The 24,959-nt window shown below is 71.1% G+C and carries 19 protein-coding genes and 1 pseudogene; 9 read left to right on the forward strand and 11 right to left on the reverse strand.

Annotated elements, in window-relative coordinates:
- Window positions 1-11: 11 nt before the first annotated feature.
- Both ABZ532_RS18355 and ABZ532_RS18360 read right to left on the reverse strand, forming a co-directional pair.
- Window positions 12-389: pseudogene (locus ABZ532_RS18355) on the reverse strand (RNA-binding S4 domain-containing protein); the annotation flags it as partial.
- Between the two features lie 93 nt (window positions 390-482).
- Entirely contained in the window at window positions 483-2,552 is a 2,070-nt protein-coding gene (locus ABZ532_RS18360; RefSeq protein ID WP_361284054.1) for a PhoX family protein, read from the reverse strand.
- A 269-nt stretch (window positions 2,553-2,821) separates the two neighbouring features.
- Here ABZ532_RS18360 and ABZ532_RS18365 point away from each other — a divergent pair, with 269 nt between their 5' ends.
- Window positions 2,822-4,723, forward strand: coding sequence for a VWA domain-containing protein (locus tag ABZ532_RS18365; RefSeq protein ID WP_361284057.1), 1,902 nt, complete (start codon window positions 2,822-2,824; stop codon window positions 4,721-4,723).
- Between the two features lie 32 nt (window positions 4,724-4,755).
- Here the strand turns inward: ABZ532_RS18365 and ABZ532_RS18370 are convergent, their stop codons facing one another.
- Window positions 4,756-5,796, reverse strand: coding sequence for an ATP-binding protein (locus tag ABZ532_RS18370; RefSeq protein WP_361284252.1), 1,041 nt, complete (start codon window positions 5,794-5,796; stop codon window positions 4,756-4,758).
- 44 nt (window positions 5,797-5,840) lie between these two features.
- Window positions 5,841-6,497 (reverse strand): response regulator transcription factor, encoded by a 657-nt coding sequence (locus ABZ532_RS18375; RefSeq protein WP_361284060.1) that lies wholly within the window; start codon window positions 6,495-6,497, stop codon window positions 5,841-5,843.
- An 83-nt stretch (window positions 6,498-6,580) separates the two neighbouring features.
- Here ABZ532_RS18375 and metG point away from each other — a divergent pair, with 83 nt between their 5' ends.
- A complete protein-coding gene (metG, locus tag ABZ532_RS18380; RefSeq protein WP_361284068.1) occupies window positions 6,581-8,236 on the forward strand; it encodes a methionine--tRNA ligase in 1,656 nt (551 codons plus the stop codon).
- 27 nt (window positions 8,237-8,263) lie between these two features.
- On the opposite strand, the gene ABZ532_RS18385 is transcribed toward metG, so the two are convergent.
- Window positions 8,264-8,989 carry a L,D-transpeptidase family protein gene (locus tag ABZ532_RS18385; RefSeq protein WP_361284255.1) on the reverse strand — a complete coding sequence of 242 codons (726 nt, stop codon included), beginning with the start codon at window positions 8,987-8,989 and terminating at the stop codon, window positions 8,264-8,266.
- A 352-nt stretch (window positions 8,990-9,341) separates the two neighbouring features.
- Window positions 9,342-11,114 carry an aspartate--tRNA ligase gene (aspS, locus tag ABZ532_RS18390; protein WP_361284071.1) on the reverse strand — a complete coding sequence of 591 codons (1,773 nt, stop codon included), beginning with the start codon at window positions 11,112-11,114 and terminating at the stop codon, window positions 9,342-9,344.
- Window positions 11,115-11,242: 128 nt separating this feature from the next.
- On the opposite strand from aspS, the gene ABZ532_RS18395 reads away from it, so the two are divergent.
- Window positions 11,243-13,459, forward strand: a complete 2,217-nt coding sequence (locus ABZ532_RS18395; RefSeq protein WP_361284074.1) for a SpoIIE family protein phosphatase — start codon at window positions 11,243-11,245, stop codon at window positions 13,457-13,459.
- On the opposite strand, the gene ABZ532_RS18400 is transcribed toward ABZ532_RS18395, so the two are convergent.
- The 3 genes from ABZ532_RS18400 to ABZ532_RS18410 all read right to left on the reverse strand — a co-directional run bounded on the left by ABZ532_RS18400 (window position 13,387) and on the right by ABZ532_RS18410 (window position 16,192).
- Window positions 13,387-14,499 (reverse strand): AI-2E family transporter, encoded by a 1,113-nt coding sequence (locus tag ABZ532_RS18400; RefSeq protein ID WP_361284077.1) that lies wholly within the window; start codon window positions 14,497-14,499, stop codon window positions 13,387-13,389. The genes ABZ532_RS18395 and ABZ532_RS18400 overlap by 73 nt on opposite strands.
- Window positions 14,500-14,618: 119 nt before the next feature.
- Window positions 14,619-15,575 (reverse strand): pirin family protein, encoded by a 957-nt coding sequence (locus tag ABZ532_RS18405; RefSeq protein ID WP_361284080.1) that lies wholly within the window; start codon window positions 15,573-15,575, stop codon window positions 14,619-14,621.
- A gap of 113 nt (window positions 15,576-15,688) precedes the next feature.
- The gene (locus tag ABZ532_RS18410) at window positions 15,689-16,192 is read right to left on the reverse strand and encodes an SseB family protein (protein WP_361284083.1); all 504 of its coding nucleotides are present in this window, start codon (window positions 16,190-16,192) and stop codon (window positions 15,689-15,691) included.
- Window positions 16,193-16,376: 184 nt separating this feature from the next.
- On the opposite strand from ABZ532_RS18410, the gene ABZ532_RS18415 reads away from it, so the two are divergent.
- The 4 genes from ABZ532_RS18415 to ABZ532_RS18430 all read left to right on the forward strand — a co-directional run bounded on the left by ABZ532_RS18415 (window position 16,377) and on the right by ABZ532_RS18430 (window position 20,456).
- Window positions 16,377-18,203, forward strand: a complete 1,827-nt coding sequence (locus ABZ532_RS18415; protein ID WP_361284086.1) for an acyl-CoA dehydrogenase — start codon at window positions 16,377-16,379, stop codon at window positions 18,201-18,203.
- 240 nt (window positions 18,204-18,443) lie between these two features.
- Entirely contained in the window at window positions 18,444-19,745 is a 1,302-nt protein-coding gene (locus ABZ532_RS18420) for a M18 family aminopeptidase (RefSeq protein WP_361284089.1), read from the forward strand.
- Window positions 19,746-19,832: 87 nt separating this feature from the next.
- The gene (locus ABZ532_RS18425) at window positions 19,833-20,048 is read left to right on the forward strand and encodes a DUF6458 family protein (protein ID WP_361284092.1); all 216 of its coding nucleotides are present in this window, start codon (window positions 19,833-19,835) and stop codon (window positions 20,046-20,048) included.
- Window positions 20,049-20,093: 45 nt separating this feature from the next.
- Window positions 20,094-20,456 (forward strand): hypothetical protein, encoded by a 363-nt coding sequence (locus ABZ532_RS18430; protein ID WP_361284095.1) that lies wholly within the window; start codon window positions 20,094-20,096, stop codon window positions 20,454-20,456.
- A 196-nt stretch (window positions 20,457-20,652) separates the two neighbouring features.
- On the opposite strand, the gene ABZ532_RS18435 is transcribed toward ABZ532_RS18430, so the two are convergent.
- Complete coding sequence (locus ABZ532_RS18435; RefSeq protein ID WP_361284098.1) at window positions 20,653-22,470, reverse strand: NHL domain-containing thioredoxin family protein; 1,818 nt, start codon at window positions 22,468-22,470, stop codon at window positions 20,653-20,655.
- A gap of 251 nt (window positions 22,471-22,721) precedes the next feature.
- On the opposite strand from ABZ532_RS18435, the gene ABZ532_RS18440 reads away from it, so the two are divergent.
- Window positions 22,722-22,922 carry a PspC domain-containing protein gene (locus tag ABZ532_RS18440; RefSeq protein WP_361284101.1) on the forward strand — a complete coding sequence of 67 codons (201 nt, stop codon included), beginning with the start codon at window positions 22,722-22,724 and terminating at the stop codon, window positions 22,920-22,922.
- Between the two features lie 253 nt (window positions 22,923-23,175).
- On the forward strand, window positions 23,176-24,102 hold the full coding sequence (locus ABZ532_RS18445; protein WP_361284104.1) for a CAP domain-containing protein: 927 nt from the start codon (window positions 23,176-23,178) through the stop codon (window positions 24,100-24,102).
- A 12-nt stretch (window positions 24,103-24,114) separates the two neighbouring features.
- Here ABZ532_RS18445 and ABZ532_RS18450 read toward each other — a convergent pair whose 3' ends face one another.
- Window positions 24,115-24,933, reverse strand: a complete 819-nt coding sequence (locus ABZ532_RS18450; protein ID WP_361284107.1) for a carbon-nitrogen family hydrolase — start codon at window positions 24,931-24,933, stop codon at window positions 24,115-24,117.
- Between the last annotated feature and the right edge of the window lie 26 nt (window positions 24,934-24,959).

Below are 24,959 nucleotides of genomic sequence, written 5' to 3' on the forward strand. Positions count from 1 at the left end.
CCGAGGCTGGGCTAAGCGCTGTCCTGGCGGCCGTGCAGCCGGTCCATCTCGCGCCGGTCCCGCTTCGTCGGGCGGCCCGCACCGCGGTCCCGTACCCCCATCGGGGCCACGAACTCGCGCGGCGGGGGCGGCGGGGTGTTGTCCGTGTAGCACTGCACCGCCACGGGCGCTCCGACCCGCTTGCGGATCAGCCGGGAGACCACCACGATCCGCTCGTGGCCCGCGTGGAACAGCCGCACCTCGTCCCCGGGCTGCACCGTGTGCGCGGGCTTGACCCGCTCGCCGTTCACCCGGACATGGCCGCCGCGGCAGGCGGTCGCCGCCTGCGAGCGGGTCTTGGTGAGCCGTACGGACCAGATCCAGCTGTCCACCCGTACCGTTCCGCCGGTCGCCACGTCCTCAGCCATGCGACCGACTCTACGTCTTCGCCCACGGGCCCGGCAGGAGCTGCCGGGCCCGTGGGTCCACGATCAGAAGCCTGATCACACGCCGATGTCGCGACCGTCCTGGCGGTACACCGCGACCACCGCGGGGCGGACGATCCTGCCCGGTCCGTCCGGCCACACCGAAGCGGGCTTCTCGACGGACGCGCCGTCGACCTCGCCCGGGTGCTGCACGGCGACGATGACACGGCGGTCCTGGATGATCGGCCCGCAGGTCTCCGCACCCTTCGGCACCGTGAGGAACTGCTTCAGCTCGCCTCGGCGCTCGCCCCGCGTGGCCACACCGAACAGGCCGTCGTGCGAGCCGAGCTGATTGCCGTCGGTGGAGATCCACAGATTGCCGTGGGGGTCGAAGGCCACGTTGTCCGGGCAGGAGATCGGGCTGACCTCGTCCTTGGGGTAGCCCGCGAAGTACGTGGCCGAATCCTCCGGGTCCCCCGCGACCAGGAACAGCCGCCAGGCGAAGCCGTCGCCCGCCGGGTTGTCCCAGTGCTCGGCGATTTCCAGGATCTGGCCGTGCTTGTTGAGGTTGCGCGGGTTGGCCTCGTTCGCGCCGGCCTTGCCCGTCTTGCCGCGGTCGGTGTTGTTGGTGAGTGCCACGTAGACCCGGCCGGTACGGGGGCTGGGCTCGACGTCCTCGGGACGGTCCATCTTGGTGGCGCCGACCTTGTCGGCGGCGAGCCGGGTGAAGACGTAGACCTCTTCGGCGGTCATGCCTTCGACGTGCGAGACATCTCCGGTGGCCAGCGGGATCCACACCCCGGTGCCGTCGAACTCACCGTCGTTCGGCAGCTTTCCGGTGCCGTCGATCTCGGCGGCCGGACTGTCGCCGCTGAGCTTGGCGACGTACAGGGTGCCCTCGTCGAGCAGGGTCAGGTTGTGCTGGTGGGCGGCCCGCGAGTCGCCCTTCTTCATCCGCTTCGACGAGACGAACTTGTAGAAGTAGTCGAAGCGTTCATCGTCGCCCATGTACACGACCGGGCGGCCGTCGCGGGTCAGCCGGGGCTGGGCGGCCTCGTGCTTGAAGCGGCCGAGTGCGGTGCGCTTGCGGGGCGTCGATTCCGGATCGTACGGGTCGAGTTCCACGACCCAGCCGAAGCGGTGCGGCTCGTTGGGCTCCTGGGCGACGTCGAAACGCCTGTCGAACCGCTCCCACTTGCGCTCGGTGGCGGAGGTGCCGATGCCGTAGCGCTTGTCGGTGGCGCTGGAGCCGTTGGCGAAGTACTGGTTGAAGTTCTCCTCGCCGTGCAGCGTGGTGCCCCAGGGGGTGGTTCCGCCCGCGCAGTTGTTGAGCGTGCCGAGCACCTTGGTGCCGGTCGGGTCGGCGGAGGTCCTGAGCAGGTCGCTGCCCGCGGCGGGGCCGGTGAGGCGGAACTCCGAGGTCGCGGTCAGCCGGCGGTTCAGGTGGTGCCGGAGGACGGGCGTGAGCTTGCCGCTCCTGCGCTCCTCCTGGACCACGACGACGGACAGGCCGTGCGCCGCCCAGGCGATCTCGGCCTGTTCGCGGGTGGGGTTGGCCGGGTCGTAGCCCTTGAACATCAGGACTTCGTCCGTGTACTCGTGGTTGGCCACGAGTACCTGGCGACCGTGCTCACGCAGCGGCAGCAGGCTGAGGAAGTCGTTGTTGTAGCCGAACTGACCGGCTTGTGCCCGGGCGGTCTGGCGGTCGGGGTCGAAGGCCGGGGCGCCGCGCAGAATGGGTTCACCCCAGCGGATGACGACATTCTGCGTGTAACCGGAGGGAACGGTCACCTGGTCGGCGGTGTTGGGCTCGACGGGTGCGAAGCGGAGACCGCGTGCGCCGTCGCAGACGGAGCCGTGACCGTGGCCGCCCCGGACCTCGGCCGCCGCGCCGGTGGTGGCCGCGTGGGCCTCGGTGGCACCCTGCGCGACGACGACCCCTGCCGTGGCGGAGGCGACGGTCACGACGGCGGCCGTGCGCATCATGGAGCGCCGGGAGAGTACGCCCGCGATGATGTCGCCGGCGTACTCGTTGTCGCTGGTGTTCGGCACTTCATGGAAGCAGGCGTCACCACAGCGGTAACGACAGGTGAGAGCGGACCGGCCGCCCGCGTGACCCGAGTTCAGCAGCGGCAGCAGTTTGCGCACTTCGTCCCCAATCCCCTTCGGCGCGTGCCGCGCCGACATCGTGTCGGTGTGTCCGGCCGTGACGCTAGGCGTACACGCGTTCACGCGGGCGGCTGTGAGGTGAACAGGGGATGAATGGGGACGGACCGAGGCGCTCTTGACACCGGAGGGGGTTGCCCACTTGCGGATCGGGCGGGGGCTAACCTTACGTGTCCGCCGTGGCCAGGGATGCGGGCTGCCGCGCCTGGCCCGGACATGGATCGCCCCAATTCACGCGAAAGGCCTCGCCCATGGGCATTCGGAGCTTGCTGCGCAAGGTGTTTGGACGCGAGCGTACGGAGTTGTCGTCCCCGTCATCCACGGCCGCCCCGACGACAACCCCGACCGGCGTGCCGCCCCAGGCCGAGGCCCCTGCCGGACCCGCCACCCCCGAGGAACGAGCCGCTGACCTGGTGTCGGCGGCCTTCGACGGCCCGCCGCCGCGCCCGACGATCCCGTCGGCCCGTACGACACCGGACGCGCCGGAGGGCGCGGAGGCCGCTGCGGGTGCGGACGCCGTCTCCGGTGCCGCGGCCGCGACGGCCGACGGGGACGCTCCCGTCGCGGAGGCCGGTACGAACGCGGCCGGCGAGACGGACGTGACCGTCACGTCCGGGACCACGACGGCGGATGAGGCCCACGAGGCCCCCGCCGAAGCAACGGCGCAGGCCGACCCGCACGCCGTCGCCGCGGCGACGGCAGAGACCGCGGAGACGGCGAACGAAGCGGAAGGCAGCGACCGCGTGACGGCGGACGCCCACGAGGCCACGAGCGCAGCCACCACGACGGCCGGCAGCGGGGCCGCGACCGAGGCGGCCACGGGCGCTGACACCGCCGTTGCCGTGAAGGACGAGCCCTCCGCCGTTGCCGTGAAGGACGAGGCCTCCGCCGTTGCCGTGAAGGACGGGGGCCCCGCCGAAGCAGCGCCGCAGTCCGGCGCGGACGCCGAGCCGTCCACCGCGGACGCGGACGCGGCGCCCGCGGAACCGGCCGAGGTCACCGGCGAAGCCGCCGGCGCCGACCCGGCCGCGGCCAACGCCGTGATTCCGGCGCAGGCCACCCCGCAGAGCCGGGCCGATGGCGCCAAGCCGACCGCAGCCGAGGCCGACCGCGACGGCAGCGACGCGGTTCCCGCGACGGACACCTCCGCCGAGGAGTCCGCGGAGGCCCCCGCGACCATCGTCGAGGAGCGCGAGGCCGCACCCGCGGCCGACGAAGCGGCACCGGCAGCAGCGGCCGGCCAGGACGGCGCCGACGCCACTCCCGCCGCGGACACCTCCGCCGAGGAGTCCGCGGAGGCTCCCGCCGCCACCGCTGCCGAGCTCGCGGCCGACGAGCCCGAGGCCGCGCCCGCAGCCGACGAGGCCGCCGAAGAACCTCAGGCCGCGAAGGCCGCCGAGGCCGCACCCACGGCCGAAGTCGCGCCCGCAGCCGAGGACACCGCCACCGGCAAGCCCGCCCTCTCCCTCGCCCGCGTCAAATCGCGGGCCGCAGGTCTCCTCGGCGCCTACAAGGCGGCCGGCTCGGTGCTCAAGAGCGCCGGCGCCACCGGGGCGCGGGCCAAGGTGTACCTGGTGCTCGACCGGTCCGGGTCGATGCGGCCGTACTACAAGGACGGCAGCGCCCAGCAGCTCGGCGAGCAGACGCTCGCACTGGCCGCTCACCTGGACGAGGCCGCGTCCGTCCACGTCGTTTTCTTCTCGACGGACATCGACGGCACCGGCGAGCTGACGCTCAGCGAGTACGAGGGCCGCGTGGACGAACTCCACGCGGGCCTCGGACGGATGGGCCGCACCAGCTACCACCGGGCCGTCGAGGAGGTCGTGGCGCACCACGAGAAGCACGAGGAGTCGACGGGGGCCGACGTCCCGGCCCTCGTGGTGTTCCAGACCGACGGTCCCCCGGACACCAGGCAGCCCGCCAAGCAGGCCCTGGCGGAGGTCGCGGGCAAGCCGTTCTTCTGGCAGTTCGTGGCCTTCGGCGAGTACGAGGCCAAGGGCTTCGAATTCCTGCGCAAGCTGGACGCGGACGAGTCGGTTGACGACGCCGGGTTCTTCCACGCCGGCCCCGACCCCCGCGAGCTGACCGACGACGAGCTCTACCGGGGCCTGCTCGGCCGCTTCCCTGAGTGGCTGAGGAACCGCGAGAGCTAGCTCCTGTCCCGGCTGACACGACCTGGTCCGCGTCAGCCGGCGATACCGGAGGGCAGGCTCACCCGCACCACGAGCCCGCCCTCCGGGCCCGGTTCGGCGGTCACCGTGCCGCCGTGGGCCACGGCGATGGACCGCACGATGGAGAGCCCGAGGCCCGCCCCCGGGCCCATCCGGTCCCGCCCCGAGCCGCGCCGGAACGGCTCGAAGAGGGCCGGGACGTCCGCCGCGTCCACCCTCGGACCGGTGTTGGCGACGGTGAGCCGCCCCTCGTCCACGGACACGTGCACCACCCCGCCCGGCGCGTTGTACGCCACCGCGTTGGCGACCAGGTTCCGGACGAGCTGGGCCAGCAGCAGCCGGTTCCCCCGCACGTGGACCACCCGCTCCCCACCGACGGCGACGCCGTGCCGCTCGCACTCCTCCGCCACGACCTCCCCGAGGTCCAGGCACTCGGTCTCGCCCCGCGCAAGGCCCCGTTCGCTGCGGGCCAGCACCAGCAGGCCCTCGATCAGCCGCTCGCTTCGGCGGTTGCTGTCGAGGAGGAGCTGCCTGGTCCTGGCCAGCTCCCCGGCCGACGCGGACTCGTCCAGGCCGACCTGGATGGCCGCCCGCTGGGTCGCCAGCGGGGTACGCAGCTCGTGCGAGGCGTTCGCGATGAACCTGCGCTGGCTGTCGAACGCGGCCTCCAGCCGTGCCAGCAGCCCGTCGAACGTGTCGCCGAGCTCCTTGAGCTCGTCGTCAGGGCCCCGCACGGCGATCCGCCCCCAGCCCTCACCACCGCCCCCGACGGGTGTCCGCACCGACAGCGCCCTCGCCCGCGCGGTCATCTCGTGCACCGGGCGCAACACCCGTCCCGCCGTCCACCACCCCACCACCACCGCGCACACCGCCATGACCAGCAGCGCGAGCGAGGACCAGATCAGCATCTGCTCCGCCACCGCGTCCCGCACCCGGTCCGAGAGCTCTCCCTCGAGACCCGTCGCCGGGTCCTGGTCCGCCCCGGCCAGGGACAGCAGGTTCACGATCCCGAGCAGCACCGCGCCGAGCACCAGGAAGGCGCCCCCGTAGACCATCGCGATACGGGTGCGGATGGTCGAGCCGGACCCCAGCGGAGCCGTCACAGCACGTACCCCACGCCCTGCACCGTGCGGATCAGCCCGGGCTCCCCCAGCTTGGCCCGCAGCTTGCTCATGCACACCCGCACCGCCCCGGTGAACGGATCCGCGTGTGCGTCCCAGGCCCGTTCGAGGAGCTCCTCGGCCGAGACCGCCGCCCCGTCCGCCTCGAGCAGCACCTGGAGCACCGAGAACTCCTTCGGGGACAGCTCCAGCGCCCGTCCCTCCCGCGCCACCGTCCTGCGTACGGTGTCGAGCCGCAGCCCGCGGCGTTCCAGCAGCGGGGGCACGGGCGGCCGTGCGCTGCGCCGGCGCAGGGCACGCACCCGTGACACCAGCTCCGGGAACTCGAAGGGCTTGGTCAGGTAGTCGTCAGCGCCCAGGTCGAGGCCGTACACCCGGTCCTCCGTGGCCGCCGCGGCCGTCAGCATCAGGATCCGGGTGCGGGATGCGGTGGCGACCAGCCCGCGCGCCACCTCGTCCCCGTGCACCCCCGGCAGATCGCGGTCGAGCACGACGACGTCGTAGTCATGCACCCCCAGGTGCTCGATGGCGGCATCGCCGCTGTGCACGGTGTCGACGGCGAAACCGGCCCGCCGCAGCCCCGTGGCGACCAGCTCCGCCAGCGTCTCCTCGTCCTCCGCGACCAGTACCCGCATATGTCCTTCCCCTCCCGCCTGCCTCCCCTCAGCATCACTGACGCAGGTAAGTCGATCTTCGGCAGGTCGATAGGATTCCGGCCATGGCGCCCACTGGATCCGAGAAGCCCGAGCAGCACGACGAGACGCGGGGGGCGAGCGAAGGCGCGCAGGCTTTCTACGTCACGACCCCCATCTACTACGTCAACGACGCTCCTCACCTGGGCCACGCCTACACGACCGTCGCGGGCGACGTGCTCACGCGCTGGCACCGCCAGCGCGGCGAGAAGGTGTGGTTCCTCACCGGCACGGACGAGCACGGCCAGAAGGTCATGCGCACCGCCGAGGCGAACGGCGTCACCCCGCAGCAGTGGTGCGACAAGCTCGTGGAGGAGGCCTGGAAGCCCCTCTGGGAGCACCTGGAGATCGCGAACGACGACTTCATCCGTACGACGGAGAAGCGGCACACCGACCGCGTCCAGGAGTTCGTGCAGGACCTGTACGACAAGGGCGAGATCTACAAGGGCGGCTACGAAGGCCCGTACTGCGTGGGCTGCGAGGAGTACAAGCTCCCCGGGGAGCTGATCGACGGCGGCACCGACGGAGAGTACGCGGGCCAGAAGCTGTGCCCCGTGCACAAGAAGCCGGTGGAGATCCTCAAGGAGGAGAACTACTTCTTCAAGCTCAGCGAGTACGGCCCGAGGCTGCTGGAGTTCTACGAGGCCAACCCCGGCTTCATCCAGCCGGAGTCCGCCCGCAACGAGGTCGTGAACTTCGTGAAGCAGGGCATGCAGGACCTGTCGATCTCGCGTTCCACGTTCGACTGGGGCGTCAAGGTGCCGTGGGACGAGAAGCACGTGATCTACGTGTGGATCGACGCCCTGCTGAACTACGCCACGGCCGTCGGCTACAACGAGAACCCGGCGAAGTTCGACGAGACCTTCCCGGCGAACGTGCATCTGATCGGCAAGGACATCCTCCGCTTCCACGCGATCATCTGGCCCGCGATGCTGATGGCCCAGGGCCTGCCGGTGCCCGGGAAGATCGCGGCCAACGGCTGGCTGATGGTCGGCGGCGAGAAGATGTCCAAGTCCAATCTGACCGGCATCAAGCCGCAGGACCTGACCTCGCACTTCGGCGTGGACGCCTACCGCTGGTACTTCCTGCGCGCGATCGCGTTCGGCCAGGACGGCTCGTTCTCCTGGGAGGACTTCACCGCCCGCTACACCAGCGAGCTCGCCAACGACTACGGCAACCTGGCGTCCCGGGTCGCGGCGATGGTCGGCAAGTACTTCGGCGGGGCCCTGCCCGGGGCCACGGCGGACGGCGCGGCCGAGAAGGCCGTCCAGGACGGACTGGCAAAGGCTGTGGCCGAGGCCGACCGGCGGATCGGTGACGAGCTGGACTTCCAGGGCGGCATCCTGGCGGTCTTCGACTTCGTGAAGCAGGTCAACGGCTACATCACGGAACAGGAGCCGTGGAAGGTCGCCAAGGACGAGTCCGACGAGGGCAGGGCCCGCCTCGCGACCATCCTCTACACGGCCGCCGAGTCGCTTCGCGCGGTCGCGGTGCTGCTGAACCCCGTCATGCCGGACACCTCGCAGAAGCTGTGGGACTCGCTGGGCGCCGAGGCGTCCCTCGGGGCCCTGGCGGAGCAGCGGGTCCAGGACGGGGCGGACTGGGGCAGGCTTCCGGCCGGTACGACGGTGACGAAGGGCGCGGTGCTGTTCCCCCGGCTGGAGGAGAAGCCCGCGCAGTAGCGGTGTCCGGGGACGCGGGCCGGCGGGTCAGCGCGCCAGCGCGTCCACGTCCCCCATCACCACCACCGGCTCCCGGTCCGGGTCCAGCCAGCGCAGCAGCTCCCGCATGTGCTCCTCGTCCAGCGAGACACACGCCTGGGTGGGGCCGCCGTGGTCGACATGGAACCAGACCCCGCCGCCCCGCTCCGAGCCCATGGGTCGCTGGACCACCCCGTCGTTGAGGGGACTGCCACCCTCGCGGCGGTTGTAGTTGATCGCGACCACGTAGTCGAAGGAACCCGCGAGCGGCTCCCCGAGGAAGCCGCGGCCGGGCGCGTTGAACAGGGGGCTGCGGTGGTACGGCAGCCTGGTGCCCGGATCGGGCAGCCGGCCGCCCGAGTCGGTGAGCCCGAACACCCCGATCGGTGAGCGCTTGTCACCGGCCCAGTGCTCGTCGGTCCAGCCCTTCAGGCCGTTGTGGGCGGGCCAGCTGTCGGAGACGGCCTGCCAGCCCGTGGCAGCGGTCCACTCGTACAGGACGACCGTGGAGAAGGGCGAGTGCCGGTCCTCGCCGGTGACGACGACGGCCTGGGTGGCGTCTTCCGGGATGAGGTCGCGGGTCCGGCCGCCGATCCCGGGGATCGCCGCGGCCGGTGCCGCCTCGACCCCACCGCCTGCGCCCGGGCCGCTGGCGGGACGGGGCGGGGTTTCCACGACCGGGGACGGCGCCGCGGCCCGCGTACAGCCTCCGACGAGCAGTCCGGCGATGAGCAGCGGGACGGCTGCCGCGGCGGCGGCTGTTCTGGTGGATCTCGTCGGTCTGGTCGGTCTCGTCGTCGGTACGGTGCTGGGCACGACGCGGTGTCCTCTCCGGTGGTGCTTCTCCGGTGGTGCGTCACCGGTCCTGCCTTCCCTGGCCCTCTCTTCCCGTTCGGCGCCCGGACGCCGAACGCCACGCCGCGAACGACACGGAAGGTACGGGAATTACGCGAGAAGGCGTCGCAGGACTTGCGCGTGTGTCGGAACGCGTCCCGTGCCGGAACGCGTCAGGGGCCCGGAACCGTGTCGGTTCCGGGCCCCTGACGGAGCAGTCGCCCAAGGTCTCCCAGTGGCGCCTAACGACGCGTCACTCGCCGGACTTGGCCTGGGGCTTGCGCAGCGCGATGTTCAGCTCGCGCAGCCGCGCCTCCTCGACCTCGGCCGGTGCGCCCATCAGCAGGTCCTGGGCGTTCTGGTTGAGCGGGAAGGCGATCGTCTCGCGGATGTTGGGCTCGTCGGCCAGCAGCATCACGATGCGGTCGACGCCGGGGGCGATACCGCCGTGCGGCGGGGCGCCGTACTGGAAGGCGCGGAGCATTCCGGCGAACTCGCGCTCCACGGTCTCCCGGTCGTAGCCCGCGATCTCGAAGGCCTTGAACATGATGTCGGGCTCGTGGTTCCGGATCGCGCCGGAGGACAGTTCCACACCGTTGCAGACGATGTCGTACTGCCAGCCGAGGATGTCCAGCGGGTCCTGGGTCTCCAGGGCCTCAAGGCCGCCCTGCGGCATGGAGAACGGGTTGTGCGAGAAGTCGATCTTGTTGGTGTCCGGGTCCTTCTCGTACATCGGGAAGTCGACGATCCAGCAGAACCGGAAGACGTTCTCCTCGAAGTGGCCCGAGCGGCGCGCGGCCTCGACCCGCACCGCGCCCATGATCTTCGAGACCTCGTCGAACTCGCCCGCGCCGAAGAACACCGCGTGACCCGGGACCAGGCCCAGGCGCTCGGTGAGGACCTTGACGTTCTCCTCGGTGAGGAACTTGGCGATCGGGCCGGACAGCGCCCCGTCGTCGCCGACGCGTACCCAGGCCAGGCCCTTGGCGCCCTGCTCGACCGCGTACTCGCCGAGCTGGTCGAAGAACTTACGGGGCTGGTCCTGCACGGCGGGCACCGGCAGGGCGCGCACGTGCTTGCCCGCGAAGGCCTTGAACTCGGAGCCCTCGAAGACATCGGTGATGTCGACCAGCTCGAGCTGGGCGCGCAGGTCGGGCTTGTCGTTGCCGTACTTCAGCATCGACTCGCGGAACGGGATCCGCGGGAAGGGGGAGGTGACGTGGCGTCCGCCGCCGAACTCCTCGAAGAGCTCCGTCATCAGCCGCTCGATGGGCTGGAAGACGTCCTCCTGCTCGACGAAGCTCATCTCCACGTCGAGCTGGTAGAACTCGCCGGGCGAGCGGTCCGCGCGGGCGTCCTCGTCGCGGAAGCAGGGCGCGATCTGGAAGTAGCGGTCGAAGCCCGCGATCATCAGAAGCTGCTTGAACTGCTGAGGAGCCTGCGGCAGTGCGTAGAACTTGCCGGGGTTCAGCCGGGACGGCACCAGGAAGTCACGGGCGCCCTCGGGGGAGGTCGCCGTGAGGATCGGGGTCGCCATCTCGTTGAAGCCGAGGGCGGTCATCTTCTGCCGGATGGCGGCGATGACGGCGGTGCGCAGCATGATGTTGCGGTGCATCCGCTCGCGGCGCAGGTCCAGGAAGCGGTACTCCAGGCGCCGCTCCTCGTTGACGCCGTCGTCCGTGTTGATCGTGAACGGCACCTGGGCGGAGGCACCGAGCACCTCGACGCCGGTGACCTCGATCTCGACCTCGCCGGTCGGCAGGTCCGGGTTGACGTTCTCGGTGCCACGGGCGGAGACCTTGCCGTCGACGCGGACGACGGACTCCTTGGCGAGGTGGCTCAGGGCCTCGTTGGCGGGAGTGCCGGGGCGGGCGACGAGCTGCGTGATGCCGTAGTGGTCGCGGAGATCGATGAAGAGGATGCCGCCCAGGTCTCGGCGATTGTGCAGCCAGCCGCTCAGCCGGACGTCGGTGCCGACGTCAGAGGCGCGGAGCTCGCCGCAGGTGTGGGACCTGTACCGATGCATCGTCGTTCATCCAGTTCTTCGTGGCGATGGGGATGTGGGCAGACCCACCCAGGTTACCGCCCGGCCTACCCTCTCTTCTGAGGCCTCAGCAGAGGCCACTCCCGGCATATCGTGAATACAGTAGGAAAATGCGTCGCGAAGATGTCCTGGCCGCCCTGGCCGCGATCGCGACAGGCGTCTGGCGCTGGGACAACGCCTCCGGGACCATCACCCTCGATGCCGAGGCCGCCCGGCTGCTCGGGCTGCCCGCCGACACCCGCACCGTGCCCGTGGCCACCGTGCGGGCCCGCCTCCACCCGGTGGACTGGGAGGAGGTCTACGGCCTTGTGACGGTCGCGGTCGCCGACGGCACCCTGGCCGAGGTACGGATGCGCATCCTCGACGAGGAGGGCGAAGTGCTGCGCACCGTGCGCAGCCGCTGCAAGCCGGTCATCGAGGGCGGCGACTACCTGCTGGTGGGGACGGTCGAGGACGCCGGAGAAGGTGCCGGGGCACCGGCGGCCGCCGCTGCCGCGGGTGCCGGACCCGGCAGCGGCACCCCCTGGCGCCGCTCCCGCGAGGCGTTCCTGCTGGACACCGGGCGGGCGCTGGCCGAGGCCCGGTCCACCCGGGAGGTACTGCGGGTCGCCGCCTCCCTGGACATGCCCGGCTTCTCGCCGGACGGGCTGGTGGTCTTCGGGATCGAAGGCGACCGGCTGGCCATCCTCGGCCACCACGGCTACGACCCGGGCAAGGATGATGTCTTCACGGACATGCCGCTGGACACCGCCTTCCCCGCGGCCGAGGTCATCCGCAACGGCCGGGCCCTGTACATCCCGACCCCCGCGGACTACCGGCGCCGCTACCCGATCGTCTGGCCGCTCGTGGAGCGCTTCGGCCGCCAGTCCTGGGCCTTCCTCCCGCTGATCGTGTCGGGCCGCACCGTCGGGGTCTGGCTGGCGTCGTTCACCCAGCCCGTGGCCTTCACATCGGATGCCCGCTCGGTGCTCACCACGGTGGCCCGGATGCTGGCGCAGGCCCTCTCCCGGGCCGGTGCCACGGACGACCCGGGCGACCCCGTGCGTGGCCCCTGGGCGCCGGCGCCCGAACTGGGCTCCGGGATCCCGGGGATGTCGGTGGCCGCGCGCTATGTGCCCACCGGTGGCGGACCCCATGTGGGCGGGGACTGGTACGACCTCATCCCGCTGCCCGGTGGCACCCGCGCCGCGGGCGGCGGCGGGGGCAGGATCGCCCTGGTCATCGGGGATGTGCAGGGGCATGACGTACGGGCCGCGGTGCTGATGGGGCAACTGCGGATCGCGCTGCGGGCCTACGCCTCCGAGGGGCACCGCCCGGACGCCGTGCTCGCCCGGGCGTCCCGGTTCCTGGCGGGACTGCACGAGTACGCGGAGACCGAGGCGTACGACGACGGCGATCTGGTCGAGCGTGCCGGGGCGTACAGCGGTCCGCGCTTCGCGACCTGTCTGTACATCGAGTGCGATCCGGCGACCGGCACGCTGGAGATCGCCCGTGCGGGGCATCCCCACCCGGCGATCCGGATGGCCGACGGCACGGTCATCCTGCGGCCGACGGAGGGCGGACTGCCGCTCGGGATCGACCCCGACTCGGACTACCCGACCACCCGGCTCACCCTGGAACCGGGCGAGACGATCATGGCCTGTACGGATGGCCTCCTGGCGACCGGCGGCCATGACCTCGACTCGGGCTGGGCTCGCATCCGGTCCGTGCTGGAGGCGCCTTTCAGCGGCGGGCAGGCCCTGGAGAAGCTCGCCGACGCACTGGTCCAGGCCGTGCACGGGCCCGCGTCCCACTTCACCAGGGGACCGCTCGCCGACCGCCGTGAGGACGACATCGCGGTGCTGCTCCTGTCCCGGCACGGCGGGCCGCCCCGGCTGAGCGCCCGGCGCACGGTGTTCACCGTGGCCCAGACCGATCCGGCACGGATCTCGGTGGCGCGCCGGCAGCTGCGCGAGCTGCTGCACGACTGGACGGACGGCGAACAGATCGACTCGGCGGTGCTGATGCTCTCCGAGATGATGACCAACGTGCTGGTGCACACCGACTGCGACGCGCTGCTGGTGGCGGAGGCGATGGGCGACCGCGGCAGCAGGCGGCTGCGGGTCGAGGTCTCGGACTCCAGCGACGAGCTGCCGCACAAGCGCCACCCGGGCGAGCTGGCGTCATCGGGGCGAGGGCTGGTGCTGATGGAGGTGCTCGCGGACGTCTGGGGCGTGGAGCCGCGCGGCGAGGGCAAGTCGATCTGGTTCGAGCTCTACGAGCCGGGGCCGCCGGGCGGCCCGGTCGAGCCGTCCGGCCCCTCGGTGGGTTCGCCGACCGGCGCGTAGCGCTTCCGCAGCTCGCTGAACACCCCGAAGGCGGCGGCGGTCAGCGGCACGGCCAGCAGCATGCCGAGGATCCCGGCCAGCCCCGCACCCGCCGTGATCGCCAGCATCACCACGGCCGGGTGCATCTGGACCGTACGGCTCTGGATCACCGGCTGGAGGATGTGGCCCTCCAGGACCTGCACGGCGAGTACCACGCCGAGCGCCCAGAGCGCGATCACGAAGCCCCGGTCGGCGAGCGCCACGAGCACGGCGACAGAGCCTGAGATGAACGCGCCCAGATAGGGGATGTAGGCGAACACGAAGACCAGCGCACCGAGCCCGGCCGCGCCCGGCACCCGCAGGATCAGCAGGCCGACGGTGATGCAGACGGCGTCGATCAGCGCGATGAGGGTCGTTCCGCGCATGAAGCCCTCGACCGCCTCGAAGGCCCTGCGGCCCATCGCCTCCGCGGTGTCGGCACCGGAGCGCGGTGCGAAGGAACGCAGGACGCGGACGGCGTGGTCGGAGTCGCGGAGGAAGAAGAAGATCAGCAGCAGGGCCAGTACGGCGATCGCGATCATCTCGCCGACCGCGCTCAGCCCGGAGATCACGCCGGTGGCGGCGGTCCCGCCGAACTTGGTCATCAGGTCCTTGGAATTGGCGGCCAGATCGTCCAGGGACGTGCCCGCGGCCCCGAAGTGCTTCGCGAGGTCCCGGGCCGCCTGCCGCAACGAGGCGATGATCTGGTCCCCGGACTCGACGAGGGCGTTGACCACGATGTAGATCGCCCCGCCCACCACGATGACGACGGCGGCACAGGTGAGTCCCGCGGCGAGTGACCGCCTGACCTTCATACCGACCAGCCGCCGGTACAGCGGCCCGAGCAGCGCGGTGCCGAGCAGCGCGAGCAGCACGGGGGTGACGGCGGTCTTGAAGGCCACGATCAGTTTGATGCCGACGGCGACCACCCCGGCCGCCAGGAGCACGACGGCGCACCAGGCGGCGAGCCGCCAGACCGGCCGGGGTAGGAGGGGCCACGGCGCCCCGGGCTGCGGCTGCATCCCTCCAGCGGATCACGGCGGGGGCGAACCGTCCCGCCCACCCGGGCCGACCGGGTGACGTCTCATCAGGTGCGGGGCGGGCCCCCTGGCCCCGCACACCGAGGGGCCAGGGTCAGGCGTCACATGCCGTGCACCGCGGGGATGGTGCCGAGCCGTCCCTTCTGGAAGTCGTCGAAGGCCTGCTGGAGCTCCTCGCGGGTGTTCATCACGAACGGCCCGTAGTGCGCCATCGGCTCCCGTATCGGCTGCCCTCCGAGCACCACGACCTCCAGGTCCGGTGTGTGCGCGTCCTGCTTCTCGTCCGCGCGGACGGTGAGCGCGGAGCCCGCACCGAAGACGGCGGTCTGGCCCAGCTCGACCGGGCGCCGCTCGGCACCGACCGTGCCACGGCCCGCCAGCACGTAGGCCAGGCCGTTGAAGTCCTCCCGCCAGGGCAGGGTGACCTCCGCGCCCGGTGCCAGTGTCGCGTGCACCATGGTGATCGGCGTGTGCGTGATGCCGGGGCCCTGGTGGCCGTCCAGCTCACCGGCGATCACCCGGAGCAGCGCCCCGCCGTCCGGCGAGGTCAGCAGCTGCACCTGGCCACCGCGGATGTCCTGGTAGCGAGGGGCCATCATCTTGTCCTTCGCCGGGAGGTTCACCCAGAGCTGGAGGCCGTGGAAGAGCCCGCCCGACACGACGAGGTGCTCCGGCGGCGCCTCGATGTGGAGCAGCCCGGATCCGGCTGTCATCCACTGGGTGTCGCCGTTGGTGATGGTGCCGCCGCCGCCCTGGGAGTCCTGGTGGTCGAAGACACCGTCGATGATGTAGGTGACGGTCTCGAAGCCCCGGTGGGGGTGCCAGGGGGTCCCCTTCGGCTCCCCGGGCTGGTACTCCACCTCGCCCATCTGGTCCATCATGATGAACGGGTCGAGGTGCTGGTAGTTGATCCCGGCGAACGCGCGCCGGACCGGGAAGCCCTCTCCCTCGAAACCGCTGGGCGCCGTGGTCACGGCGCGTACCGGACGCTGCACGGCGTCCGCGGGAGCGGCGACGCGCGGCAGGGTGAGCGGGTTCTCGACAGTCACTGCGGGCATGGGGTGACCTCCTTGTGCGTCCAGTTTAGTTGAACACTGAACTTCTTGCCAGCCCCAACGCGGAACGCCCGGGAGGAATTCCTCCCGGGCGTCCACGACATTGCTCGCGACGGTCAGCCGTACATGCGCCGCATCGCGAAATCGACCATCTGCTCCACTGCCTTGGCGTCGAACACCATCCGGTGGTCACCCTCCATGTCCAGGACGAAGCCGTACCCGGTCGGCAGCAGGTCGATCACCTCGGCACCCGTGATCACGAAGTGCTTGGAGTCCTTGCCCGCGTACCGGCGCAGCTCCTTCAGCGAGGTGAACATCGGGATCACCGGCTGCTGGGTGTTGTGCAGCGCCAGGAACCCGGGATTGTCGCCCCGCGGGCAGTACACCTTCGACGTGGCGAAGATCTGCTGGAAGTCCTCGGCGGACATCGACCCGGTCGTGAACGCCCGCACGGCGTCGGCGAGCGACGGCGGCGACGGCTCCGGATACAGCGGCTGCTCCCCGTAACCGGGAGCCTGCCCGCCGTAACCGGCACCCGGCATTCCGGCGCCGTGCATGGGCTGCTGCGGCGGGGCACCGTAGTGATGCTGGGCACCCGGGTTCTGGTCGTAGCCGTACATGAGCGCAAGCCTACCGAGCCGCCACGGCGGGGCGAGGGGGGTACGGGAGCGTGCGGGACGCGTCACAGATGTCCGCGAGGGGTTGCCTCTTATTACCGACGGGTAGCATCATCTCGACTACCAACGGGTAGATGTGTGTACTGACGTACGAGGACCCCCTCCCAATCCAGACGGAGCCGTCGCCATGGGCCACTACAAGTCGAATCTCCGCGACATCGAGTTCAACCTCTTCGAGGTGCTCGGCCGCGACAAGCTGTACGGCACCGGCCCGTTCGCGGAGATGGACGTCGAGACCGCCAAGAGCATCCTGGACGAGATCGCCCGGCTCGCGGAGAACGACCTCGCCGAGTCCTTCGCGGACGCCGACCGCAACCCGCCGGTCTTCGACCCGGAGACCAACACCGCTCCCGTGCCCGCCAGCTTCAAGAAGAGCTACAAGGCCTTCATGGAGTCCGAGTACTGGCGTCTCGGCCTGCCGGAGGAGATCGGCGGCACCACCGCGCCCCGCTCGCTCGTCTGGTCGTACGCCGAGCTGCTGCTGGGCTCGAACCCGGCGATCTGGATGTACTCCTCGGGCCCGGCCTTCGCCGGCATCCTCCACGACGAGGGCAACGAGGCCCAGAAGAAGGTCGCGCAGATCGCGGTCGAGAAGCAGTGGGGCTCCACCATGGTCCTCACCGAGCCGGACGCCGGCTCGGACGTCGGCGCCGGCCGCACCAAGGCGATCGAGCAGGAGGACGGCTCCTGGCACATCGAGGGTGTGAAGCGCTTCATCACCTCCGGTGAGCACGACATGGAGGAGAACATCCTCCACTACGTCCTCGCCCGCCCCGAGGGCCACGGCCCCGGCACCAAGGGCCTGTCGCTCTTCCTCGTGCCGAAGTTCCACTTCGACTGGGAGACCGGCGAGCTGGGCGAGCGCAACGGCGTCTACGCCACGAACGTCGAGCACAAGATGGGCCTCAAGGCCTCCAACACGTGCGAGATGACGTTCGGCGACAAGCACCCCGCCAAGGGCTGGCTGATCGGCGACAAGCACGACGGCATCCGCCAGATGTTCATGATCATCGAGTTCGCCCGCATGATGGTCGGCACGAAGGCGATCTCCACGCTCTCGACGGGCTACCTGAACGCGCTGGAGTACGCCAAGGAGCGCGTCCAGGGCTCCGACCTGTCGCAGTTCATGGACAAGACCGCCCCCAAGGTCACCATCACCAACCACCCCGACGTGCGCCGCTCGCTGATGACGCAGAAGGCGTACGCGGAAGGCATGCGCACCCTCGTCCTCTACACCGCGTCCGTCCAGGACGAGATCGCGGTCAAGGAGGCGGCGGGCGAGGACGCCAAGACGCTGCACGGTCTGAACGACCTGCTGCTGCCGATCGTGAAGGGCTACGGCTCCGAGAAGGCGTACGAGCAGCTCGCCCAGTCGCTCCAGATCTTCGGTGGCTCCGGGTACCTCCAGGAGTACCCGATCGAGCAGTACATCCGGGACGCCAAGATCGACACCCTCTACGAGGGCACCACGGCGATCCAGGGCCAGGACTACTTCTTCCGGAAGATCGTCCGCGACCAGGGCGCGTCCCTGAACCTGCTGGCCGAGGAGATCAAGAAGTTCCTCGCGGTCGGCACCGGCGGCGACGAGCTGGCCGGCGCCCGCGACGCGCTCGCCAAGGCCGCCGTGGACCTGGAGGGCATTGTCGGCCGGATGCTGACCGACCTCACCGCCACCGGCGAGGACGTCAAGAACATCTACAAGGTCGGCCTCAACACCACCCGCCTGCTGCTGGCCTCCGGCGACGTCGTCGTCGGCTACCTGCTGCTGCGCGGCGCGGCCGTCGCCGCCGAGAAGCTGGAGACCGCGTCCCCCAAGGACAAGGCCTTCTACCAGGGCAAGATCGCGGCCGCGAAGTTCTTCGCCGCCAACGTCCTGCCGGGCGTCACGACCGCGCGCGAGATCGCCGAGAGCATCGACAACGAGCTGATGGAGCTGGACGAGGCCGCGTTCTAGTCCTCTCCTCCACCCCTGCGCGCAGGGCGTGGTCATGTCGATCCGGTGCCGCCACCCGACTCGTCCGGGTGGCGGCACCGTCGTACCCGCAAAGGCGGCACGGACCCGGAGTCCCGCCCGAGGGAGGAACCCGCCGGACGGCTGCACCGCGGACGGCCTTTCCCCGCTCGACGGCCCTCCCGCCGCGGACCGGCCTCACCGAGATCGACCGGCTGCAGGCGCCCCACTTAGGCTGGGCTCATGACGAGCAGCGCCCCCACCGCCTTCGACCGCGGCCACACCGACGACCTGATGACCTTCCTCGCGGCGTCCCCCTCGCCGTACCACGCCGTGGCGAACGCCGCCGCGCGGCTGGAGAAGGCCGGTTTCCGGCAGGTCGAGGAGACCGACGCCTGGGACGGCACGAGCGGCGGGAAGTACGTGCTGCGCGGCGGCGCGATCATCGCCTGGTACGTGCCCGAAGGTGCGGCGCCGCACACACCGTTCCGGATCGTCGGGGCCCACACCGACTCCCCGAACCTACGGGTCAAGCCGCAGCCCGACATGGGGGCGCACGGCTGGCGGCAGGTGGCCGTCGAGATCTACGGCGGGCCACTGCTCAACTCCTGGCTGGACCGCGACCTCGGCCTCGCCGGCCGGCTCTCGCTGCGCGACGGCACCACCCGGCTCGTCAACATCGACCGCCCCCTGCTGCGTGTGCCCCAACTCGCCATCCACATGGACCGCGCGATCTACGAGAAGGGCCTCCAGCTCGACAAGCAGAAGCACATGCAGCCCATCTGGGGGCTCGGCGACTCCGTGGGCGAGGGCGACCTCATCGCCTTCCTGGAAGAGGAATCCGGGCTGTCCACCGGGGAGGTCACCGGCTGGGACCTGATGACGCACGCGCTGGAGGCCCCCGCGTACCTCGGCCGCGACCATGAGCTCCTCGCCGGACCCCGGATGGACAACCTGCTGTCCGTGCACGCCGGTACGGCCGCGCTGGCCTCGGTCTCCGCACGCGACGGCCTGCCCTACATCCCCGTGCTCGCCGCCTTCGACCACGAGGAGAACGGCTCCCAGGCGGACACCGGCGCGGACGGCCCGCTGCTCGGGTCGGTGCTGGAGCGCTCGGTGTTCGCCCGTGGCGGCTCGTACGAGGACCGGGCCCGTGCCTTCGCCGGGACGGTGTGCCTGTCCTCCGACACCGGCCACGCGGTGCACCCCAACTACGCGGAGCGCCACGACCCCACGCACCACCCGCGCGCGGGCGGCGGCCCGATCCTGAAGGTCAACGCCAACCAGCGGTACGCCACCGACGGCAGCGGCCGTGCCGTGTTCGCGGCGGCGTGCGAGCGCGCCGGGGTGCCGTGGCAGACGTTCGTCTCCAGCAACTCCATGCCCTGCGGCACGACGATCGGCCCGATCACCGCGGCACGCCACGGGATCCGGACCGTCGACATCGGCGTCGCCATCCTGTCGATGCACAGCGCCCGGGAACTGTGCGCCGCGGACGACCCGTATCTGCTGGCGAACGCCCTGGTGGCGTTCCTGGAGAGCTGAACCGGCAGGAAAAACCGCTTTAGTGCGGCATGGCCGTTCGGGTCGGGGGTACCCGAACGGCCACGTTGCTTTCAGGAGGCGGAAATCATGGGTCTAGGAGGCTGCATCCTGCTCATCGGGGCAGGCGCGATTCTCACCTTCGCAACCGACTGGCAGACGGAGAGCGTCAATCTCGACCTGGTCGGTCTGATCATGATGGCGGTCGGCATCATCGGGGTCGCCGTCTTCACCAGCATCGCCCGGCGCCGCCGCGCGATCGTACCGCCGGTGACACCCACGTACGTGGACGAGACCCGGCGCTAACATCCGGGAAACACCGCCCCTGCCACGGTGTCGACCATGGTTCTGATGGGGCAGACGGACCCGGTGCGCCACCGGGTCCCTGGGCGGCGCGGCAGGGTGCTCACCGCGCTCGTGGCATGCGCGTTGCTGGGTGCGGCGGGCGCCGCGTTCCTGGTCTGGCGGTTCAACGACCGCCCGCCGTGGGGCGATGACGTCGCCTACGAGGGCGGGTACATCCTGGCCACCCGTATCCGCCAGGCGGATGTGACGGGCGAGCGGACTAAGGATCTGCTCGGCGGCGGTTGCGCACGACTGCTGGCGGAGGGCTCGGGAGGCCGCCGGGCCACCCACAACCCTCCGTTGTGGGTGACCGGTTGCCTCGACGGCGCAGCGGGCCTCCCGTCGGCGCACCAGGGCCTGGTGCGCTAGGGCGTGTTTCGAAAGTCCCGCCTGCCCCGCGACGCCTGGCACGCACGCTCGCAGCGTTGTCGGAATCGCCCAAGTACGCCCAGTACGAGGGCGACCCTCCGCCTTGCGATCGCACGCACCAGACGCCGCGGTGCCCGCCCTCCGGGCGGACGGCGCTACTTTCGAAACACGCCCTAGGTCCCCATCCGTAGGCGGATCAGGCGTCCATGCCCGCGAGCACCAGCGGCAGCCGGGTGGCGCCGTCCGGGGTGACACGGACCGGAACACCCCAGTCCTGCTGGTGCACATGGCAGGCCGGGTACTCGTTCTCCGGATCGTCGTCGCACGAGGCGGCCATCGCCGAGACATGCAGAACGCCCTCGGTGACCCCGGGGTCCAGCTCCAGCTCCCGGAACAGGTCCGTACCCGCGCCCTCGCCCGCGGACAGCAGCCCGGGCGGTGTCGAGGAGACGAGAAGCCGGGTCGACGGTCCGTAGCGGATGTCGAGCTTCTGCCCGGCAGGTGCCTGGAACACCACGTCCAGCCGCAGCCTGCCCGGGGCCACGTCGGTGGCGGCGCGCCGGGTGCGATGGGCGACGGCCTCGACCCTTACCGCCTCCTCGGGCAGCCGCAGCCGGGTGAGCCGGTGCCTGGCCGACTCGACGACCACGATGTCCTCGTCCACCAGCACGGCGGCGGACGGCTCGCGCAGATCGGTGGCGAGGGTCGTCACCTCGCCGGTCGCCGGGTCGAAGCGGCGCAGCGCGTGGTTGTACGTGTCCGACACGGCCACCGAGCCGTCCGGCAGCGCGGTCACCCCGAGTGGGTGCTGGAGCAGTGCCTGCTCGGCGGGGCCGTCCCGGTGCCCGAAGTCGAACAGGCCCGTGCCGACGGCGGTGTGCACGACACCTTCGGGGTCGATCCAGCGCAGCGCCGAAGTCTCCGAGTCAGCGATCCACAACCGGTCGGCGGTGGCGGCGAGACCGGACGGCTGCGCGAACCAGGCCTCGGCGGCCGGTCCGTCCACGAGCCCTTCGTTGGTCGTCCCCGCGGCCACCTGGACGGTCCCGGCCTCCGGGTCGTACGTCCACAGCTGGTGGACCCCGGCCATGGCGATCCAGACCCTGCCCTGCCACCAGGCCACGTCCCACGGCGACGACAGATCCACCTCGAGCGCGGGCCCCGAGGCCGGCGAGCCCTGCCACCACTGGCGCCCGGTCCCGGCGACCCGCTCGATCGCCCCGGTCTCCGGGTCGTACGTGCACAGCGCGTGGTTCACGGTGTCGGCGACGATCACCTTCCCCGACGGCAGAAGCGCGAGCCCCTGTGGTTCCCGGAAGTCCCCGGCCCCGTTCCCGTCCCGGCCGATCCTGCGTACGACGGTCTCACCGTCCGCCGCCAGCTCGACGAGCTGGTGCCGGGTCGAGTCGGAGACCAGGAAGTGCCCGGACGGCAGCACGACCGCCTTCCCGGGGAACCGCAGATCCGTCGGCACCGGCTCGGGCGCCACATACGGACCGTCCCCGCGCCGCAGGGTCCCCTTAGCCTCGTGCTCGGCCTCCAGCTCCTCCACCAACCGCTCGATGGCATGAGCATGCCCCTCGCCGGCGTGCTGGGCGACGACATACCCCTCCGGGTCGATCACCACAAGCGTCGGCCAGGCCCGCACGGCGTACTGCTTCCACGTCGCGAGCTCGGGGTCGTCGAGCACGGGGTGGTGCACCTCGTAGCGCTCGACGGCGTCAACGACGGCCTGGTGCTCGGCCTCGTGCACGAACTTCGGCGAGTGCACACCGACGATCACGACGGTGTCCCGGTGCTTCTCCTCGAGCTCACGGAGCTCGTCCAGGACGTGTAGGCAGTTGATGCAGCAGAACGTCCAAAAATCGAGGATCAATGCGCGACCTCGGAAGTCGGCGAGCTTCAGATCCTTCCCGCCGGTGTTGATCCATCCACCCTTGCCGATCAGCTCGGGGGCACGGACGCGGGCTCGTCGGCGGGGCGCGGGGGTGTGCGCCGAGGCAGCATCGTTCATCCTTCAAGCTTGCCATTCGCCCGTGAACGACCGATCACGGCCGCACGACGCGGGTCACCGGCCCGCTCCCTACCCGAGCGCGGACCCCTGCTCCGGCGCTCCGGAGGGAGACTCTCAGGGGCCGACCCCGACGATTCCCAGGGTCCGGATCGGACCGTAGAGCGACGCTTCGCCCCCGGTTCCGGGCGAGTATCGAGTCATCGGGAGCACGCAGGAGTGACTCCCACGAAGGACTCGCGAAGGAGCCCACCATGGCCGCACTTGCCCGCCCCCGTGACGGAAAGATGATCGGCGGAGTGTGCGCGGCGCTCGCGCGGCGCTTCGGCACCTCCGCGACCACCATGCGGGTGATCTTCCTGGTGTCGTGCCTGCTGCCGGGCCCGCAGGTCCTGCTGTACCTGGCGCTGTGGATGCTGCTGCCGGCGGAGAAGACCGCGTCGACCGCCTGGTGAGGGGCCCGAGCAGCCCCGAGGGGCACACCGGATCGAGGTGGACCAGCACGCCTCCCGCCCCGGTGCGGGAGGCGACCGCCCCCGGCGGTCTGCGCCGGGAACACCTACAGGCCCGTCGGCCCGGCGCTCGCTGTCCGCCGAGGACTTTTTCAGCCCCCGGGCCAAAAAGTGTTATCCCGCGTACCCTGTTCCACTCTCCCCTTCTGCCGGACGGACCGGCCTTCCGGTGAGAGAGCGGGGCCCGATGCAGCACATGAAGAAGCCCACCTGGTTCCCCGAGACCGTGGCGCCCCAGGCACTCCGGGACCCGGACGGCGCTGAGCACGACGGGCACGCCTCTCGTGGCGGGCGGCGGCGGGCGGCAGGGAAGGGGCGGCACAGCCGGCGTCCGCGGGCCGGGTTCCGGGCGGACGCGCCGACGTCCGCCGTCGTGGGGGTGGCCGCGGCGGCCGTGCTCACGGGTGGGATCTTCGCGCTGAGCGGGTCGGACGGCGACCGCGGCAACGACAGGGCATCGGCCTCGGCTTCGGTACAGGAGGTGCCGGCGGACTCGGGCATCGCGGTGGCACCGGGCGGCGAGCTCTCCGGGTTCATACCCCCGGCCTCCCCGACGGCCGCGCCGTCGGTGGCGGCCTCAGCGTCTTCCGGTGACGGGGCGCCCACCGGTTCGCAGAGCCGGTCCCCGCACGAGGCGGAGTCCCCAAGTACCTCCCGTAACAAGAACCGCACGACCCGGCCCTCCGCGGAGCCGTCGAAGCAGAAGGCGACGGGCACCGGCAAGGCGAAGAACAAGGCGGCCCGGTTCGCCGAGGAGATCGTCGCGCTGGTGAACGCCGAGCGGGCGAAGGCCGGTTGCGAGCCGCTGCGGGTGGACGCGCGGATGCAGGCCGTGGCCCAGGCGCACGCCGACGACATGGCGGCCCGCAACTACTACGAGCACGTCGACAGCGAGGGACGGCACGCCGACGAGCGGTTGCGCGCCGCGGGCTACCCGGTCGGGATGTGGGGCGAGAACCTCCACCGGGGCCCGGAGGACCCGGTGACGGCGATGACCGGCTGGATGAACAGCCCCACCCATCGGGACAACATCACCGACTGCGACTTCGAAGACTTCGGCATCGGCGTGAACCTCAGTGGCAACGGGCCCTGGTGGGTACAGAACTTCGGCGCCGAGTACTGACTGCCATGATGCTCAACGACGCGGCGACGGCAGCCCCAGCATGCGGTCCTTGAGGGCCGGGAACTGCTCCCTGGTCGCCGCCGGCTTCGTCAGGTCCAGGTCCGCCGTGAGGATCTGCTCGTCCGGGCCCGCCTCAGCGAGCACCTCGCCCCAGGGGTCCACGACGATGCTGTGGCCGGCCTGCTGGACCCCCGCATGGGTGCCCGCGCTGCCGACGGCGAGGACATAGGACTGGTTCTCCACCGCACGCGCCTGGGCGAGGAGGGTCCAGTGGGCGCGGCGGCGCTCGGGCCAGCCGGCCGCGATCACGAGGATGTCGGCGCCCGCGTCCACGAGCCCGCGGAACAGCTCCGGGAAGCGCAGGTCGTAGCAGGTGGCGAGCCCGAGTGTGGCGCCGGGAGAGCCGGGCAGCGGCACCGTGACCAGTTCCGTGCCGGCGGCCATCATCACCGCTTCGCCCTTGTCGAAGCCGAAACGGTGGATCTTCCGGTAGACACGGGCGAGCTCACCCGCGGGGGAGAACACCAGCGAGGTGTTGAAGAGAGCACCTGCAGAGCCTTCGGCAGCCGGGCCCCGTTCCACGATCGAGCCCGCGTGCAGCCAAACCCCCGCGTCCGCCGCGGCCTTGGCCATCACCTCGTGCGTCGGACCGTCGAGGGGTTCCGCCTCGGCCGTGAACAGGTCGTACGCGAAGGCTCCGGTGGGCCACAGCTCCGGCAGCACCACCAGGTCCGCACCGGACTGCTCCCGTACGAGGGCGGCGGCACGCTCCCGCCGGGAATCGACGGATTCCTCCGGGTCTACAGCGATCTGGATGAGCGAAGCGCGCACACTACCACCGTCCTGGCATTCGAGCT

The sequence above is a fragment of the Streptomyces sp. NPDC019396 genome, assembly GCF_040632375.1.
Classification (GTDB): domain Bacteria; phylum Actinomycetota; class Actinomycetes; order Streptomycetales; family Streptomycetaceae; genus Streptomyces.